At 57.8% G+C, this 16,264-nt stretch carries 16 protein-coding genes; 6 read left to right on the forward strand and 10 right to left on the reverse strand.

Features of this window, described 5'->3' with window-relative positions; translation table 11 throughout:
- Window positions 1–58 precede the first annotated feature (58 nt).
- A complete protein-coding gene (locus GOV53_RS16270) occupies window positions 59–409 on the forward strand; it encodes a DUF2794 domain-containing protein (RefSeq protein WP_170426184.1) in 351 nt (116 codons plus the stop codon).
- On the opposite strand, the gene GOV53_RS16275 is transcribed toward GOV53_RS16270, so the two are convergent.
- The 3 genes from GOV53_RS16275 to GOV53_RS16285 all read right to left on the reverse strand — a co-directional run bounded on the left by GOV53_RS16275 (window position 406) and on the right by GOV53_RS16285 (window position 2,975).
- Window positions 406–1,143 (reverse strand): NlpC/P60 family protein, encoded by a 738-nt coding sequence (locus GOV53_RS16275; protein WP_170468336.1) that lies wholly within the window; start codon window positions 1,141–1,143, stop codon window positions 406–408. The genes GOV53_RS16270 and GOV53_RS16275 overlap by 4 nt on opposite strands.
- Window positions 1,140–2,522, reverse strand: a complete 1,383-nt coding sequence (locus tag GOV53_RS16280; protein WP_170468338.1) for a leucyl aminopeptidase family protein — start codon at window positions 2,520–2,522, stop codon at window positions 1,140–1,142. Before GOV53_RS16280 ends, GOV53_RS16275 begins: the two co-directional genes overlap by 4 nt.
- Window positions 2,523–2,585: 63 nt before the next feature.
- A complete protein-coding gene (locus GOV53_RS16285) occupies window positions 2,586–2,975 on the reverse strand; it encodes a hypothetical protein (protein WP_170468340.1) in 390 nt (129 codons plus the stop codon).
- 144 nt (window positions 2,976–3,119) lie between these two features.
- Between GOV53_RS16285 and GOV53_RS16290 the strand changes: the two genes are divergently transcribed.
- Window positions 3,120–3,770, forward strand: coding sequence for a carbonic anhydrase (locus tag GOV53_RS16290; RefSeq protein ID WP_170468342.1), 651 nt, complete (start codon window positions 3,120–3,122; stop codon window positions 3,768–3,770).
- 103 nt (window positions 3,771–3,873) lie between these two features.
- Window positions 3,874–4,410 carry an SRPBCC family protein gene (locus tag GOV53_RS16295; RefSeq protein ID WP_170468344.1) on the forward strand — a complete coding sequence of 179 codons (537 nt, stop codon included), beginning with the start codon at window positions 3,874–3,876 and terminating at the stop codon, window positions 4,408–4,410.
- Window positions 4,411–4,445: 35 nt separating this feature from the next.
- Here the strand turns inward: GOV53_RS16295 and GOV53_RS16300 are convergent, their stop codons facing one another.
- From GOV53_RS16300 to GOV53_RS16315, 4 genes are all read right to left on the reverse strand, one after another.
- The gene (locus tag GOV53_RS16300; protein WP_170468345.1) at window positions 4,446–6,536 is read right to left on the reverse strand and encodes a sterol desaturase family protein; all 2,091 of its coding nucleotides are present in this window, start codon (window positions 6,534–6,536) and stop codon (window positions 4,446–4,448) included.
- Between the two features lie 242 nt (window positions 6,537–6,778).
- A complete protein-coding gene (locus GOV53_RS16305; RefSeq protein WP_170468347.1) occupies window positions 6,779–7,801 on the reverse strand; it encodes an aspartate-semialdehyde dehydrogenase in 1,023 nt (340 codons plus the stop codon).
- Between the two features lie 111 nt (window positions 7,802–7,912).
- On the reverse strand, window positions 7,913–8,953 hold the full coding sequence (locus tag GOV53_RS16310) for a glycosyltransferase family 4 protein (RefSeq protein WP_437436799.1): 1,041 nt from the start codon (window positions 8,951–8,953) through the stop codon (window positions 7,913–7,915).
- Between the two features lie 19 nt (window positions 8,954–8,972).
- Complete coding sequence (locus GOV53_RS16315; RefSeq protein WP_170468351.1) at window positions 8,973–10,145, reverse strand: MFS transporter; 1,173 nt, start codon at window positions 10,143–10,145, stop codon at window positions 8,973–8,975.
- A gap of 141 nt (window positions 10,146–10,286) precedes the next feature.
- Between GOV53_RS16315 and GOV53_RS16320 the strand changes: the two genes are divergently transcribed.
- Complete coding sequence (locus GOV53_RS16320; protein WP_170468353.1) at window positions 10,287–11,429, forward strand: DUF3095 domain-containing protein; 1,143 nt, start codon at window positions 10,287–10,289, stop codon at window positions 11,427–11,429.
- A 4-nt stretch (window positions 11,430–11,433) separates the two neighbouring features.
- Here the strand turns inward: GOV53_RS16320 and GOV53_RS16325 are convergent, their stop codons facing one another.
- Window positions 11,434–12,204, reverse strand: a complete 771-nt coding sequence (locus GOV53_RS16325; protein ID WP_170468355.1) for an HpcH/HpaI aldolase family protein — start codon at window positions 12,202–12,204, stop codon at window positions 11,434–11,436.
- Window positions 12,205–12,400: 196 nt separating this feature from the next.
- On the opposite strand from GOV53_RS16325, the gene hpaR reads away from it, so the two are divergent.
- On the forward strand, window positions 12,401–12,835 hold the full coding sequence (gene hpaR / locus GOV53_RS16330) for a homoprotocatechuate degradation operon regulator HpaR (RefSeq protein WP_170468357.1): 435 nt from the start codon (window positions 12,401–12,403) through the stop codon (window positions 12,833–12,835).
- A 431-nt stretch (window positions 12,836–13,266) separates the two neighbouring features.
- Window positions 13,267–13,959, forward strand: coding sequence for a fumarylacetoacetate hydrolase family protein (locus GOV53_RS16335; protein WP_170468359.1), 693 nt, complete (start codon window positions 13,267–13,269; stop codon window positions 13,957–13,959).
- Between the two features lie 7 nt (window positions 13,960–13,966).
- On the opposite strand, the gene GOV53_RS16340 is transcribed toward GOV53_RS16335, so the two are convergent.
- Both GOV53_RS16340 and GOV53_RS16345 read right to left on the reverse strand, forming a co-directional pair.
- Entirely contained in the window at window positions 13,967–15,181 is a 1,215-nt protein-coding gene (locus GOV53_RS16340; RefSeq protein WP_170468361.1) for a winged helix-turn-helix domain-containing protein, read from the reverse strand.
- A 4-nt stretch (window positions 15,182–15,185) separates the two neighbouring features.
- Window positions 15,186–16,211 carry a LacI family DNA-binding transcriptional regulator gene (locus tag GOV53_RS16345; protein WP_170468362.1) on the reverse strand — a complete coding sequence of 342 codons (1,026 nt, stop codon included), beginning with the start codon at window positions 16,209–16,211 and terminating at the stop codon, window positions 15,186–15,188.
- Window positions 16,212–16,264 lie beyond the last annotated feature (53 nt).

The following is a 16,264-nucleotide window of genomic DNA, read 5'->3' on the forward strand; positions in this document are numbered from 1 at the left end:
ACCACACCCAAAACGCGGCAGGCTTGATTCAAACGCGATTTCCGGCAAGGCTGAAGGTATGAACATGCAGCCTCCCAGCCGGTTTTCTGCAAACTCGGCCCAGATGCCCGTCGCGTTCGACCGGCGCGAGATGTCCCATATCCTGTCCGTGTACGGACGGATGGTCGCCGCCGGAGAATGGCGTGATTATGGCATTTCCAACCTGCGCGACATGGCAGTGTTTTCCATCTTTCGACGCACCGCAGAGCATCCGATCTATCGGGTCGAAAAACACCCGCGCCTGCGATCAAGGCAAGGGATGTATTCGGTGGTCGGCATGGATGGGCGCATCCTGAAGCGTGGACACGACCTGCGCACCGTGCTGCGGGTGCTGGAGCGCAAACTGATCCGGTCCGTTGACCTTGATTAGAGCCTTTTGTGGGCCGTCACAGGCCCATCACCCTGTTCCAGGATCCGTGTAATCGCCTGATCCATCGGCTCGAACGTCACATCCATGTGGTAGGCGTTGGCGTGCAGCAGCATGTTGTCGCCATAGACCCAGGCCACGTGGCCCTTCCAGAACAACAGATCGCCGCGTTTTGGCTCGGTCCCTGCGGGCAGTGCCTCTCCCAACGTACGCTCCTGGTCGCCGCTGTCTCCGGGGCAGGGAATGCCGCATGCCAGTAACCCGGCCTGCACCAGACCCGAGCAATCGATGCCGAACCGGCTGTTGCCGCCCCAAAGGTAGGGAGTACCCAGAAACAGTTCGGCCACAGCGACCGGATCGGTCAGGCGTGTTTCCGTCAGTTTGGCGTGTATGGCCGGGATGAAGCCCAGCTCGGTTTCAAGAAACCGACCTTGTTCCGACAAAACTTGCACCCGGCTGCCGAAGCTCAGCGACACTCGGTCCGGGCTTTTCATATCCGGTTTGGCATAGGCATGAGTCGCGGGCGCAGTGATCCAGTGTGTTGCGGGTACCTCGGGCACCAGTTGATCCGAGGCAACCCATCCGGGATAGCCGTCCTTGTCCGAGATCAGTCGGCTCCAACCGTTGGCTTCTTCGGCGACATCGACTGTATCCCCGAACAATAACTGCCGGTCTCGCGGGCCATTCGGGCTGCGTAGCAGGTCGACGACCGGCGCTATGACGCGTGCGCGGGTCACAGGCCCAAAATCTCAGGCAGGGCGGTCAGCAAGGCGCGCGGCCCCTGGCCGAGGCCACCTTTGCTGCGACCGGGGGCTTTGCCCGGCTGCCAGGAATAGATGTCGAAATGAATATAGCGGCTGTCGCCCGCAAAGCGCCGCAGGAACAAGGCAGCCGTGATCGAGCCTGCGAATGCGCCTGCAGGTGCGTTGTCCAGATCGGCAATGCCGGGCTCGATCATAGACTCGTAAGGCTCGTGGAAAGGCATCCGCCAGACTGGATCCGCAGCTTGCGCGGCGGCGTTGGCCAGCGCGTTGGCCGCAGTATCATCGTCGGTGTAGAAGGGGGCAAGATCGGAGCCAACCGCCACCCGCGCGGCACCCGTCAGCGTCGCCATCGAGATGATAAGGTCAGGCTCACCCTCATCCGCCAGGGCCAGGGCGTCTGCCAGCACCAGCCTTCCTTCGGCGTCGGTGTTATTGATCTCGACCGTCAGTCCTTTGCGCGAGGTCAGAATATCCCCCGGGCGGAATGCATTACCAGAAACCGAGTTCTCGACGGCTGGGATCAGAACGCGCAGCTGCACGGGCAGTTTCAAGGCCATGATCATACGGGCCAGACCAAGCACATTGGCCGCGCCGCCCATGTCTTTCTTCATCAGGGCCATCGAATTTCCCGGTTTCAGATTCAGCCCGCCGGTGTCAAAGCAAACTCCTTTTCCAACCAGTGTTAGCTTGGGGCCAGAGTTGCCCCATGTCATCTCGATCAGACGCGGAGCTTGCGCCGCGGCGCGTCCGACCGTGTGGATCATCGGGAAGTTCTGCTCCAACAGCGCATCGCCCAGAATGGTGTTGCACGTCGCTCCAAATTCCTGGGTTAAATTCTCAGCTGCGGCCTGCAACTGGCCAGGCCCCATATCCGAGGCCGGTGTGTTGACCAGATCACGGATCAGCGCCTCGGCATTGGCCAGAACCTCGATTCGCGCAGCATCCACGCCTTCGGGCGCGACCAGACGTGCTTTGGCGGGTGATTGGTTGGCATAGCGATCAAAGGCATATCCTGTGAGCAACCAGCCCAGACACTCGGTGCTCAGCACATCTGACGGTACGCCCGATGCAATGTGATAGTGGCCCTTTGGCAAGACCTCGGCGGCGGCGGCCAATGGGAAGCGTTTGCGCGCCCGGCTACTGCTTTTGCCATAACCTGCAAGGGCCAACTGCGGTGCGCCGTCTGGTCCCGGAATCAGCAAGACCTTACCCATCGCCCCGGTAAAGCCGCTGGCTTCGACCCATTGCGCGATCTGTTCAGGCTGATCTTTCAGCCAATCGTCCAGATCGGGTTGCGCAATAACGTGCAGCGGCAGCGACGGTTCGGATGGCGGTGCGAAGGACAGGGTCATGGGCATCTCTGCTGGTTCGATTTGCGCCCAGCCTAGCCGCCCACGATCCGTCCGCAAGCCCTGTCAGACCGAAAGATCCTGCTGGTCCCAGATCACGGTCAGCGACTTTTCACCGACCCGGATCAGGCGCGATAGGGTGGCACCGGTGGCCACCGCGTCCCCGGCATCGACGCATCGCGCCACGTCGCCAGCCACCCGGGCCAGCGCGGTCATACCGATCTGTTCAGCAATGGCCACCAGCGAGCGCGCGCATTTGCGCAATCCGATCCAGTCTCGCTGGCGCCAGAACCGTTCACAGTTTGACAGGCGCACAGCCAGTTCCTCGACCGTGCGGCACAGAACATCCAGAGCGTTCTTGTCGCCCAGTTGGTTATACAATCCATTCAACCGGTCGGAATCCAGCCGCACAGTTTCCTTGTGTTCAAGCGTGATGATCTTATCCACCTTATTCACCCCAAAATTCTATGCCCCCACGGCATAGGCGGAGAGTGGCAGTAAATCCCTTTGCAAAACCTTGCGCTGTTTCAGGAAAATGGGTCGAATTTTCCGCGAATTCAGGGTACAGCAACCGATAACGATAAGAATTGGGACTTGATAATGGACTTAGCCAAGCCACTGCCGGCCTATCTGGTCAAGCGCTACCACGGTTGGAAAGCCACAACTTACACGGAAAATCAATTCTGGTATCGCCGGCTGGCAACCGAAGGGCAACGTCCCCGCGCGATGGTGATTTCGTGCTGCGACAGCCGGGTCCATGTGACCTCGATCTTCGGCGCGGATCAGGGTGAGTTCTTCATTCACCGCAATATTGCCAATCTGGTTCCGCCTTATGCGCCGGATGGCGATCACCATGGCACCAGCGCGGCTATCGAATATGCCGTCACAGCGCTGAAGGTTGCGCATTTGATCGTTCTGGGCCACTCGCAGTGTGGCGGTGTTCAGGGCTGTATCGACATGTGTAAAGGCCATGCCCCTCATCTGGAAGCCAAAGAGAGCTTTGTGGGTCGCTGGATGGACATTCTAAAGCCGAAATACGAATTGGTTGCCGATGTTGAAGACAGTGTCGAACAAGCGCGTCAGTTCGAACGGCAGGCCGTCGTTGCTTCGCTGGAAAACCTGATGACCTTCCCGTTCGTGTCCTCTGCAGTCGAAAGCGGAGCGCTCAGCCTGCACGGCCTGTGGACGGATATCGGTGAAGGTGGGTTGCAGTGCTATGACCCCAACGAAAAGAAATTTGTAGCCGTTTAACCGGTTCACAAGCTGAAGACATTCGAATGGCGCGGATCAGGCCTCTGATTTTGCGCCATTTTTTGATATGATCGGCGCATATTCTTCGGATCAGGAGCGTATCATGCGATTCATTAAACGTGTTCTTGTCAGTCTGATTGTTCTTATTCTTGTTTTGGTTGGCGTGTCCTATCTGCTGCCCGGTAAGGCCGAATTGTCACGCAGCATCACGATCAACGCGCCCGCCAGCGCGATCTTTCCCTACGTGAATTCCATGCAGGAGACCGAGCAATGGTCGCCTTGGTTGTCGCGTGACCCGGAAACGCAACTGTCCTATAGCGGGCCGGAAGCGGGTGTAGGCAACACACTCAACTGGGCCTCGGATCACCCGCAAGTCGGCTCGGGCTCGCAGGAGATCGTGGAAAGCATCCCGGACCAGACCGTCAAAACAGCTCTGGATTTTGGTCCGATGGGGACGGCCTCAGCCTCGTTTGACCTGACACCCGAGGGGGATCAAACCCAGGTGACCTGGGGGTTCGAAAGCGATCTGGGTATGAACCCCATTTCGCGCTGGATGGGTTTGATGATGGATGAATGGGTCGGCGGTGACTATGAACGCGGACTGACCAACTTGAAAGTTCTGGTCGAGGGGAAGGGGTAGCTTGAGCGTGATCATAGCGCGGGCATTCATTGTCGCTATCGGTTTTCGACGGATTGAGGCGCGTTTTGCTCGACTTTGAGCTTAGCTTCGGAGGTGTCTGCAATCAGCCCTCCAATTTTTCTGAGGACTGCTCTGTACTGTTTCAGAGGTCGTTCAAAAAGCGCCGCAAATCCGAAACAAGTTGCCAACGTAAGACCTAGCAAACAGAGATCGTATCCGGGCAAACCTTCCGGCAATACTGCATCAAGAAGATGAAGCGTTGGATAGTGGACAAGATAAAGTGAAAAACTGGCCCCTGCTATCCAACGCACAGTACGAGAAAACAAGGATTCCTCTGGAATCGACATCCCTTGGGTAATGCGGCGGACACCGAGCAAATGGATAGCAACAAAGACCGCAATTATTGTGTTCCAGATTACTTCATCCGAGTAAACTAGTATTAGGTAATGGTTCTGTGGGTGAAAAACCTTGATCGTGAATTGTTCTAGTAGTCCCGGTAAATTGACCGCTTTCATCACGACCAAAATTAGGATGGAACCAAGGGCCATAGACCAAGCTTTGACACGTGCATGACTGGTGCGGGTGTCCGGTACTGCCTTCCAAACCAATACACCTACCAACCAGGCCGGGAACATAGCCAGCACTGGAATGCCTACCATCAAGGCGATCAGGGAAAAGATAACGATACGTAAGGGACCCTTCAGGAAGATGAGGCAACCAAAAAGAAGGTAAAACCCGACTTCATAGCTAAGTGACCATATTGGTCCGTTTGTGCCCAGCCGGACCCAATCAGACATGCCTGTCCAAAGGTTGGTGACGGTCAGACCCCGCCACAGAAATTCCCCCAAAGGTAGCGCGGAATAGTAACGATCCGGATAGGCGGACATGTCAACGCGGGTACCAATCGCATCAAAAACAATTGTCAAGATGAGTGCAGGAATGAGAACTGTATAGATCCTTGTTGCGCGGTTGAACGCGTAACGCCCAAGCGTCTGGTCCCGGCCCGCCGCGTAAGCAATCACGACGCCAGAAAGAACAAAAAACACTGCTACCGCATCGCTGGCGACGTTCCATTCCCGCAAGAAGTAATAGTCCCCCCGCGTGAACCTGATGTGAGCCATATGGCCAAACAGAACGGTCAACGCGGCGCTCGCACGTACAAAGTCCAACCACAAGGAAAAGCCCGGGCTTATGGATTCTGCATCTGGCGCGACCGTTTGCGTGAAACCTGTGCGTGAACCGGTCGCACTCTTGATTGCATCCCAGCTTTCCTTGAACGGAAGAATGAGTGCCGCGGTCAGTGAAGGGTAAGGCTGATCGACCGGCTTTCCGGTTCCATCCGATACTCCGAATGTGAGCTTTTCTTGTTTGGACGGGATATACAGCGTCCCAAACATCCAGTCCCAGAGCGCGAACATGGAACCATAGTTTTTATCGTGGTGTTTGACGGCTACCGAGTGGTGGATTTGATGCTGTGCGGGTGAAATCAGAATGTGCTCAATGACCCGTCCATAGCTGATCCAGATATGGCTGTGCCGAAAATTCGCGCTAAGCGCATTAAAAAGGAAGTACAGCGCGTTCGCGCCACCAATCGTCAAGATATCGATTTGTCCGACCAATACGTAGAGGCACACACCTTGAACGATGCCAACGACAATTGAGATCAAGATGTTTCGTAGCAAAGGTTCAATGGGGTGCACACGTTGAACGGTAAGGGGAGTAAGGACGTCCGCCGAGTGATGAACTGCGTGAAACGGCCAGAGAAATTTCATCTCATGGTGCGCGCGGTGTGCCCAGTACTTACAAAAGTCAGTTGTGACGACAACTATTACCGTAACCAAAAAGGCCTGTGCCCATGTTGACGGCGCAGGATCATATTTTTCTCCACTCAAAAGATATAGAAGGGCAAAGGCCAAAGTTGTTGGAAAGAACAAAGCCCCAAAAATTCCAAGTGCGCCAACGACCCTGCTCGCAAAAAATAGCTTTATGTCAAGCAAGTTAGACCGATGAGAATATACGTGTTTGGGAACAAGCCAATTCAGGAAACTGTCTTGGACTCGACGGTGCCTCCAGATGAAATAGGCGATAATAACGGTGCAGCTCAGGTAAAAAAGCGAATAGCGCACGTTTAGATCTATCGGCGCGCTTATGACGCTCTCTAGAAATGCGTTTAATGTATCCAAAACCAGAACTCTCTTCGTGTTTTCCAAAGAATAGTTTCACAATACGGCACCAATTTGGCGTTTCGCTGACCTAACACAGCCGTTACAGGTTTTTGTCGCCGGGTAACTAGCAAATCGGCAACAGTATAAAAAAACCCCGCCAACTCTTTGGCGGGGTTGTAAAATTCTTGTTCGAAGAAAGAAGTCTAGCCCTTCTTCAACACCTCGCGGCCCAGCAGTTCTGCGATCTGGACGGCGTTCAGGGCAGCACCCTTGCGCAGGTTGTCCGAAACGCACCAGAGGTTGATGCCGTTTTCAACGGTCGAGTCTTGACGGATGCGGCTGATGAAGGTGGCAAAGTCGCCCGCGCATTCAACCGGCGAGACGTAGCCGCCCGGTTCGCGCTTGTCGATCACCATGATGCCCGGCGCTTCGCGCAGGATGTCACGCGCTTCGTCTTCGTCCAGGAATTCCTCGAACTCGATGTTCACGGCCTCAGAGTGGCCGACGAACACGGGAACGCGAACGCAGGTGGCTGTGACCTTGATCGACGGATCGACGATCTTTTTGGTCTCGACAACCATCTTCCACTCTTCCTTGGTCGAGCCGTCTTCCATGAAGACGTCGATCTGCGGAATGACGTTGAAGGCGATCTGTTTCTGGAACTTGTTCGGTGGAACGTCCGTGGTGGGGTTGTAGACCGCTTTGGTTTGATCCCACAGCTCATCCATGCCCTCTTTACCGGCACCCGAAACCGACTGATACGTCGACACGACCACACGCTTGATCTTGGCGCGGTCATGCAGCGGCTTCAGCGCGACCACCATCTGCGCGGTCGAGCAGTTGGGGTTCGCGATGATGTTCTTGTTCTTGTAGTCGTGAATCGCCTGCGGGTTGCACTCCGGCACGATCAGCGGAATCTCCGGGTCGTAACGGTACAGCGACGAGTTATCGATCACCACACAACCAGCCTCGGCCGCCTTGGGGGCGTAGACCTTGGTCGCGTCCGAGCCGATGGCGAACAGGGCCATGTCCCAGCCGGTGAAATCGAAGGTGTCGATGTCTTGGGTTGTCAGTGTCTTGTCGCCAAAGCTAACTTCTGTGCCCAGCGAACGGCGGCTTGCCAGTACGGCAAGTTCATCGACTGGGAACTGGCGTTCCGCCAGGATGTTCAGCATTTCGCGGCCCACGTTACCCGTGGCGCCGGCGACAACGACGCGATAGCCCATTTCATGTCTCCAAAGTTAAGGACGCGCGTTCATAGCCGCGTTGCAGCAAAGAAAAAAGAGTTTTCGGGGCATATTTCGCCCAATGACACCGATTTGAGGCGACAAATCGCGTCAGGTGCCGTTCAGAAGCCGTTCATAGAGGGCGACAAGGGTTTTGGCCTCGGTATTGATGTCGAAATTTTGCTCGACATGGGCACGGGCGGCTGTCCCTGATCGGGCAAGGGAATCGCGGTCAGACAGCATTTCAGCTGCGGCATCGGACAAAGCGGGGATGTTGCCCGGTTCCACGACACGACCCAGCGATGGGTCAGTGACGATTTCGGAAAATGCCCCAACGTCGGTGGCCACCACGGGAACTCCACAGGCCATTGCCTCCAATGGGGTGAGGCCGAAGCCTTCCCAGCGTTGCGGTGCGATAAAGAGGTCCAGAACCTGATACCATTCGGCAATCTGGTCGACGGTCACCTCGGGCATAAAGAGAATGCGGTCGGACAGGCCTGCCTTGGCGACCTTGTCCTTCAACTCGGCCAGAAATCCAGTGTGTTTCTCGGTCGCGCGGCCCATGACGACGCCGTGGACGTCGTCGAACCGCCCGCACAGATCGATCATCGAATCGACAAAGGCATCCGTGCCTTTCTGGTGGCGGATGCGGCCATAGCACCCCAGCAATAAACCGTCAGGCAGGTCCAGCCGGGTCCGAACGGCGGCCTTGTCTTCGGGCGGAGTGAAATCCTGCAGGTTGATGCCGTGCATGATGACCTGCGCATCCCGCTCCAGATACCCGGCGGTTTTGCGCGAGGTGGCGACCACCGCGTCCATCTTTTCGATCAGCCATTTGGTGTAACCGCTATGGGCGCGTTGCGAGGCGCTGGTGAACAAAAGTTTCAGGCGCAGGCGGAAGATGTTGCGCAGGATCAGGCCCAGCAGCATCTCGGTATTACGGCGCGCGTGCCAGACACGCAGGGTTTTGCGCGACAGAAAGGGCAGGCGGCCCAGCGGGATATGCGGGATATCGGTGGGCAGGCCCGGACCCGTCGCGGCGATGTCGATCCACTGCACTTGCAGCGGCACCAATCGCGCAATCGTTGCCGTCACGCCAGAAAGCCTGCGTTTGAGGTTGGGGGCAATGACGCGCGGGTCGGACACTGGGATACTCCTGGCTGCTCCTGCGTCAGTCGACGCTGTCTCGACTGAACAGATAGATCACGCATCCGATGGCAAGCGTGACCGCAAAAAAGCCGAATATCGCTGTGTAGGGCGCAGTTGGGCTGATGTCCACCGTGGCGGCATGGATGCGCCCGGTGACGAATTGCGCGAGGCCCACGCCGCCAATGCCAAAGAGGTTCAGCAGGGTCATGCCACGTCCAACGAGATGAGGCGCTACGAACGCGCGACCGTGGGCCATGATGACCGGAAAACTGGCGCCCAGGAACCCGATGGCCGCCATCAGGGCGACGGACAGCCAGACGGCATTGTCGATCCACAGGCACATCAGAACCAGCCCGGCAGCACCCAGCGCGTTGCCACCGAAAATCACCCATTTCCGCGTACCCAACAAGCGGTCCAACGGCCCATAGGCAAAGGTTCCTGCAATCATGGCAGCCCCCATGATCAGCGTGGCTGTCCCGATTTGCGTTGTGCTGAGCGCAAAGATATCGCTTAGATACGGGCCCGCCCACAGGCCTCGCGTCGCAGCCGAGGGGGCGTAGGCCACCAGCATCAGCGGCAGGATGGCCCACAACGCAGGCTCTTTCAGCAGATCCAGCACAGAACCCTTGTGTTCGGTCTTAACCCGTTTGGGATCATGGACAGTGGCCCAGATACCCAGCGCAATGGCCGACGAGAATAGCGCAAGCACCCACATGGTGGCGCGCCAGCCCATCAGTTCCACTGCAAGTGCGGTTGGGTACGACGCCACAAGGTTACCAACAGATCCAACGCCCAGCATTACGGCGGCCAATGTTGCGAACTTTGCAGGCGGATATTCCCGAGCGAAGATGTAGTAAGAGGCCATCAGGACAGGCGAGCAACCGACCCCGATCAACCCCATCGCAAGGGCGATATGAAATGGCGTCTGGGCCACGGCAAACAGGGCCGTGCCGCCTGCGCCTCCGACCAGCAGCAGAACAGCAGCTGTCAGCCGTGGTCCGACACGGTCCAGGGCCCAACCAACCGGCAGTTGCATGGCGGCAAAGATCAGAAACCAAAGGCCCGAGGCAAAGGCCAGGTCCTCGGGGGTGGCACCGATGTCGCGCCCAAGATCGACGCTCAGTACCGCTAAAAAGGCGCGAAAAAACTGGCTGAGCACATAGCCCAGACACAACACCACCAGACCTGCTTTCATGAACCGCGCCTCTTCCCCTTCCGCATGCGGAAATGCTTGGCACGTCCGGGTGCCACACACAAGCGCGTGTGCTATACTGTTTTTGCCGGACTGCGGTCACAATTGAGCTACCGTTATCCGTGTCCAACACCCGAGGTACCCATGAAGGACGCCCAGGCCGCGTTTTACGAAAGCCTTCCCCTGTTGCGGGATTTCACACGTCTCGTCGAGCCCGCGCGGTTTTCCGCGGTACCGGGCGACTGGGCGCTGGGCGTGGCCGACATCGTTGATTCCACCGGAGAGATCGCGAAAGGCCGTTACAAGACGGTGAACATGGTCGGTGCTGCGGTGATCTCGGCCATGATCAACGCGCTGCGGGGCATGGATTTTCCTTATGTCTTCGGCGGAGACGGAGCAGGTTTTGCGGTGCCCGCAAGCCAGATCGACACAGCCATAGAGGTCCTGGCCGATCTTCGGCGCTGGGCAGAGGAAGAGTTTTCGATTTCTCTGCGGGCCGCCCTGGTGCCCGTGGCCGAGATCCGCAGGGCGGGCAAAGACCTACGGGTTGCGCGCTACGCGCCTTCGGACGGAGTGGACTACGCGATGTTTTCGGGTGGCGGATTGGCCTGGGCCGAGGCGCAGATGAAAGCGGGCCAATTTACTGTCCCGGCCTCTGACCCCGGCGCGCTGCCCGACCTGACCGGGCTGTCCTGCCGCTGGTCCAACAGCCGGGCGCGCAACGGCCAGATCGTCTCGGTCGTTGTAGAGCCTACGGCAAACGCAACCGAAAGCGACTTCGCTGATCTGGCACGTTCGGTCTTGTCAGCTTCTGAAGGGTTAGAGCGTTCGGGACATCCGGTGCCGGAAAATGGCCCACCAATCAGTTGGCCTCCGCCGGATGTGGGGCTTGATGCGCGTGTATCCCGGGCGGGGCGCAGCTTGCTGCTGCAGCGGATCAAATTGCTGGGTGAAAACCTATTGATCGCTCTGCTTTTCAAGTCCGGCAAACGGATGGGAGATTTCGAGCCCGAGCACTACAAGCGTATGGTCAGCCGTAATGCCGATTACCGCAAATTCGATGACGGGCTGAAAATGACGCTGGATTGTGATCCGCCCACGCTGGCGCAAATTCAGATGATGCTGGAGCAGGCGCGCGGGCAGGGCAAAATCCGGTACGGTCTGCATGCGCAGGATGAGGCGATGATGACCTGTATCGTCCCCTCGGCCACGCGAGACGATCACGTGCATTTTGTCGATGGAGCATCGGGTGGCTATGCACAAGCCGCCGCCGCGATGCAGGCCTGACGCGTTACTTCGCCTTCCATTTAGCCGCAAGCGTGCGGGATGTCTGCGCCAGCAGCATGACATCAATACCAACGGCCAGGAACTGGGCCCCCATGTCGAGATAGGCTTGGGTTGCCTCGTCATTGGTTCCCAGAATGCCGGGGGCTTTACCCGCGGCTTTGATACGCGCCAACGCGTCGGCAATGACGGCGCGTACCTCGGGGTCGGCGCTGTTGCCCTGAAGGCCCATATCCGTAGACAGATCTGCAGGGCCGATAAAGACTCCGTCAATCCCATCGACCTGCAAGATGTCGTCCAGCGCCGCGATCCCCGCGCGGTTCTCTATTTGGACCAGCAGGCAAATCTGGTCATCGGCGCCTTGGATGTAGTCGGTCACTGTGCCGTACATCGTGGCGCGTGAGGCCATGGCACCGACGCCACGTACGCCCGTGGGTGGATAGCGACAGTCCCGCACCAGTTGCCGCGCCTGTTCGGCGCTTTCAACCATCGGCACCAGGACCGTTTGCGCACCGGCATCCAGCACCATCTTGATCAATGCGGTGTCGCCAACCGGCACGCGTACAACCGGATGCGAGTCACTGGTCGCCAAGGCCATCAGTTGGTCCCGGATCGACCGGATGTCGTTTGGCGCGTGCTCGCCATCAATGACCAGCCAGTCGAACCCGGCGGTGCCCATAATCTCGGCGGTGACGGCTTCAGCAAAGCTCATCCAGCAACCGATTTGGCGTTTGCCCTGTTTTAGAGCCTGTTTAAAACCGTTCGTTGGGACTGGCATGGCTGGACCTCCGGCTTGCATCAACGAGCGGGTGTTCACCCCGCAAAACACTTTGTGCCAGTGATGGCCATCCCATGAGAAAGGTCAATATCTTTGGGTAAGAGGGCTCAAAGTGCCGGACCGGGCTATGAAATGCCGGAAAAAGCGGAGTTTCACGCGTAGTTGCAGTTCGCCCGGATTTCGGTCAAAGTTTCTTATGACCAATGACTTGCCTAAAACGTCCCGCTCATTGCCGATTGCATTGTTGCGGGCGCGCGAAAGGGTCATGGGGCCCATTCGGAATATGCTGGCCGATGCGGGTGTCACCGAACAGCAATGGCGCGTTTTACGCGTTCTGAAAGAAGACGGCCCGCAAGAGCCGACGCATATCGCGGATCGTGCGTGTCTTTTGCTGCCCAGCCTGACGCGCATACTTCAAAAACTTGAGGCCAAAGGCCTGATCCGCCGGCGCGCTCATCCCGAGGACAAACGCCGCCAAATCGTGGACATCACCGCCAAGGGCGAGAAAATCATCCAGGACAACATGCAGGTCACATTGCATCTGGCCGAGGACATCAAGACCAGACTTGGCCCTGACCGGCACGAAGCGCTGCTGGATCTGCTCAACGAGCTAAACAATCTCAAAACCTGATCGCAGGTCATAAAGACGGCCCCCGCCAGAGTGATAGGGGGTATCCCCTGGCGGGGTGGCCAGACTATTACTGGACTTCGCGTCTGGCCCGTGGCTGGACGAATGGGGATTTCCCGGTCCATCCAGCTCACGCTTCAGAGCAGCGGCCGACCTGAAAATAAGGCGGACATCCGGCGCAAAGATCATGTGGGGGTGGCGATCCTTGGCCGTCGCTCTCTGATACGGTTTCGCCCGTTCGCGGTTGCAGCGCCCGGGCGGGGGCAAGTCAACTACAACCAGAAGTAGCCCGACCTGAGCAGGTTCCAAGGCAGGAAACTCAATTGTGAAGAGTTCTCGCAGCGTTTCACTCTCGTCAGGGTGCTCGCATACAGCTTGTTTGGGCAGCCCAGCCGCCTTAGAAACGAGCTGCTTGTCTCAGTTAGGGGGCCTTTATGCCGGACAACCTGTTCTCTTTGCCTGACCCGATCTCAATCCCTGTTGAGGCTGTCGAGGCAACGTATCCTGTGGGCCGCATTTTTTGCGTCGGGCGCAACTATGCTGCACATGCCGCTGAAATGGGAAATGAGGTCGACCGCGAGACCCCATTCTATTTCACCAAATCAGCGCCAAACGCAGTTCTGTCTGGGGCAACCGTTCCCTATCCCCCGGGGACCGAGAATTTTCACCACGAGATGGAGTTGGCAGTCGCCATAGGTAAATCCGTTTTCCGGGCCAACAGTGCCGAGGCGATGGAGGCCGTGTACGCCTATGGATGCGCATTGGACATGACGCGCCGCGATCTTCAAATTCGCGAACGGAACAAGCAACGCCCATGGGATCTGGGGAAAGATCTGGAAAACGGCACTGTGTTCGCCCCATTGACCCGTTCGGCAGATTGGGCCCCGAGTGACAGCAAACGCATCCATCTGAGCGTGAACGGTGAGGTTCGTCAGGACGCTACTCTGGAAGAACTGATCTGGAAGATTGACGAGATCATCTGCCACTTGTCTGGGTTCTATCACCTGCGGCCCGGAGACCTGATCCTGACCGGAACACCCGCAGGCGTCGGGCCTGTGCAGGCGGGCGATGTCCTTGAAGGTGGGATCGACGGCTTGCAGCCAATCTCTCTGACTTTGGCGCCGTAAACCGGCTCTACTTTGGGTCTTTCAGCCAGTCTGGCGCAAAGTCGACGCGATCCAGGCTGGCAAACCGGCGAACCCGGTCGAGTTCGGATTCTAACCTTCGGGTTCGCGCCTCGGACCAGCGCACAGATCGTTCAGGCCACAAGGCACTGACATTCAGAACGCCGTTTGCGCGGTCTGCCTTCATGTCGATCCGCCCGATCATCCGGTCACCCTCGAGCAGCGGGAAAACATAATAACCGAAAGTCCGTTTGGGGGCAGGAACGAACACCTCGATCCGATAATGATATCCGAACAGACGTTCGGCGCGGGCACGGTCGCGCAGCATGGGGTCAAACGGGCTGAGAACGCGGATACGGCCTGACGGGCGCGGCGCGGCTTGGGCCATTTCGATGATTGAGGGTCGGGCAATCACTTTGCGAAGTTTACCGTCCGTGCAGGTGATCTCGATTTCTTCCAATTCGCCCCTTAACAGCCCCTGTTCGCACCAGGCCTTGGCCTCATGGACCGAAACGGTGTCCCAGAACGCTGCCAACTCGCTAGAGGTTGCAAAGCCCAGCCGATCCAAGGCCGCGTTGCACAACCAATCAACTGTTGCTTCTGCATCGCAGGGCATGTTCCCGGGGCACAGGTGGGTATCGATAACACGCTCGGTCAGATCATAGCGCTTTTGGAAGCCTTGCCGCCCGACTACGGTCAGCGCGCCAGAGCGCCACAGAAACTCCAGCGCCGTCTTGGACGGGTGCCAGTCCCACCAGCCGCCGGACCCTTTCTTTTCGTCCTTGCCGACATCGGACGAAGACACCGGCCCGTGATCCCGTATGTGCTGCAACACGGATTCAAATTGCTGCTCGAACCCGTCACGACGCCAGTTCTTCCACCGAGATTTCAACAAATCCGCGTCACGTTGAAACCGCAAGTGCCAGTGGGGATAGAACGCCATTGGTATGACGGCTGCGTCATGGGTCCAGTGCTCAAACAGAGATTTGTCACGTTCGTAAAGGCGCTTGAGGTTATTGGCGCGGTACGATGGCCGCCGCGAGAACAGGATCATGTCATGCGCGCGTGCGACCGTATTGATGCTGTCCAGCTGCACAAAGCCCAGGCGGTGGATCAAATCCAGAAGGTCCGCGCCCTTGGCCCCGCCCGACGGCGGTTCAGCCAGAGCATGGCGATCCATGAACAGCGCGCGGGCCGTCCGGTTGTCCAGCCGTTGCAGCGCCACAGGGCTAGCGCCGTTTCAGCGTATCGCCATAGCTGATCTTGGGTGTAAGGGTCACACGAGATTCGATCTCGGCATTGGGATCGGCCAGTTGTCCGGCGATGATTTCCGCGGCTTTCCGTCCAATTTCCAACCGGCAGGCGTCCATCGTGGCCAACTTGCGCGGCAGACCCTGCAGAAGTTCGACATTGTTGAACCCGGCCAGGCCGATCTGTCCCGGCACATCAATCCCCTGATCCAGCAGGTACAACAACCCGCCGGCCCCAATCATGTCGTTGGAGTAATACAGGAAATCCAGATCGGGTGAGCGTTCCAGCATCGCCTGCGTCATCTCGCGCCCCTTGGCTAAGGCCGATCCACCCGAATAGAACTCGCGATCTTCGATTTCGACCCCGTGTTTGCCAAGAACCTCAGTGAAGCCCTCGAAACGCTTACGCGCGCGGTGGTCCAGCGGCATCTTGGTGCCCATGAACCCAATATGCTGGTAACCCGCCTTCAGGATTGCTTGCGCCATCTCACGACCTGCACGACGATGAGAAATTCCGACCATCGCATCAACTGGCTTGCCGTCGGTGTCCATGATCTCGACCACCGGAATGCCAGCCGAGTCCAGCATCGCGCGCGCGGCATCTGTATGTTCCAGACCCGCGATGATAACGCCTGAGGGGCGCCACGAGAGCATCTCGTACAGAACTTTTTCTTCTTTTTCAGGCATATAGTCGGTGACGCCGACAACGGGCTGCAACTCGGTATCTTCGAGAACCTGATTGATGCCGGTCAGAACTTCGGGAAACACCATGTTCGACAGCGACGGGATGATCACGGCCACAAGGTTCACCCGGCTGGAGGCCAGTGCGCCTGCGATCTTGTTTGGCACATAACCCAGCTCTTTTGCGGCGGCCAAAACGCGAGTGCGCGTCGCGTCCGACACATCCCCCCTGTTTCGCAGAACCCGGCTGACCGTCATTTCCGACACTCCGGACGCTTCGGACACGTCACGAAGAGTAAGCGGGCGTTTGGTATCTGTTGTCACTGTGGCACCTGCGATGTTGTTTTGTCCGATGGTAGCGTGAACAGCGCAAGTTT

Origin of the sequence: Ruegeria arenilitoris, assembly GCF_013035315.1 — a bacterium.
Taxonomy (GTDB): Bacteria; Pseudomonadota; Alphaproteobacteria; order Rhodobacterales; family Rhodobacteraceae; genus Ruegeria; species Ruegeria arenilitoris_D.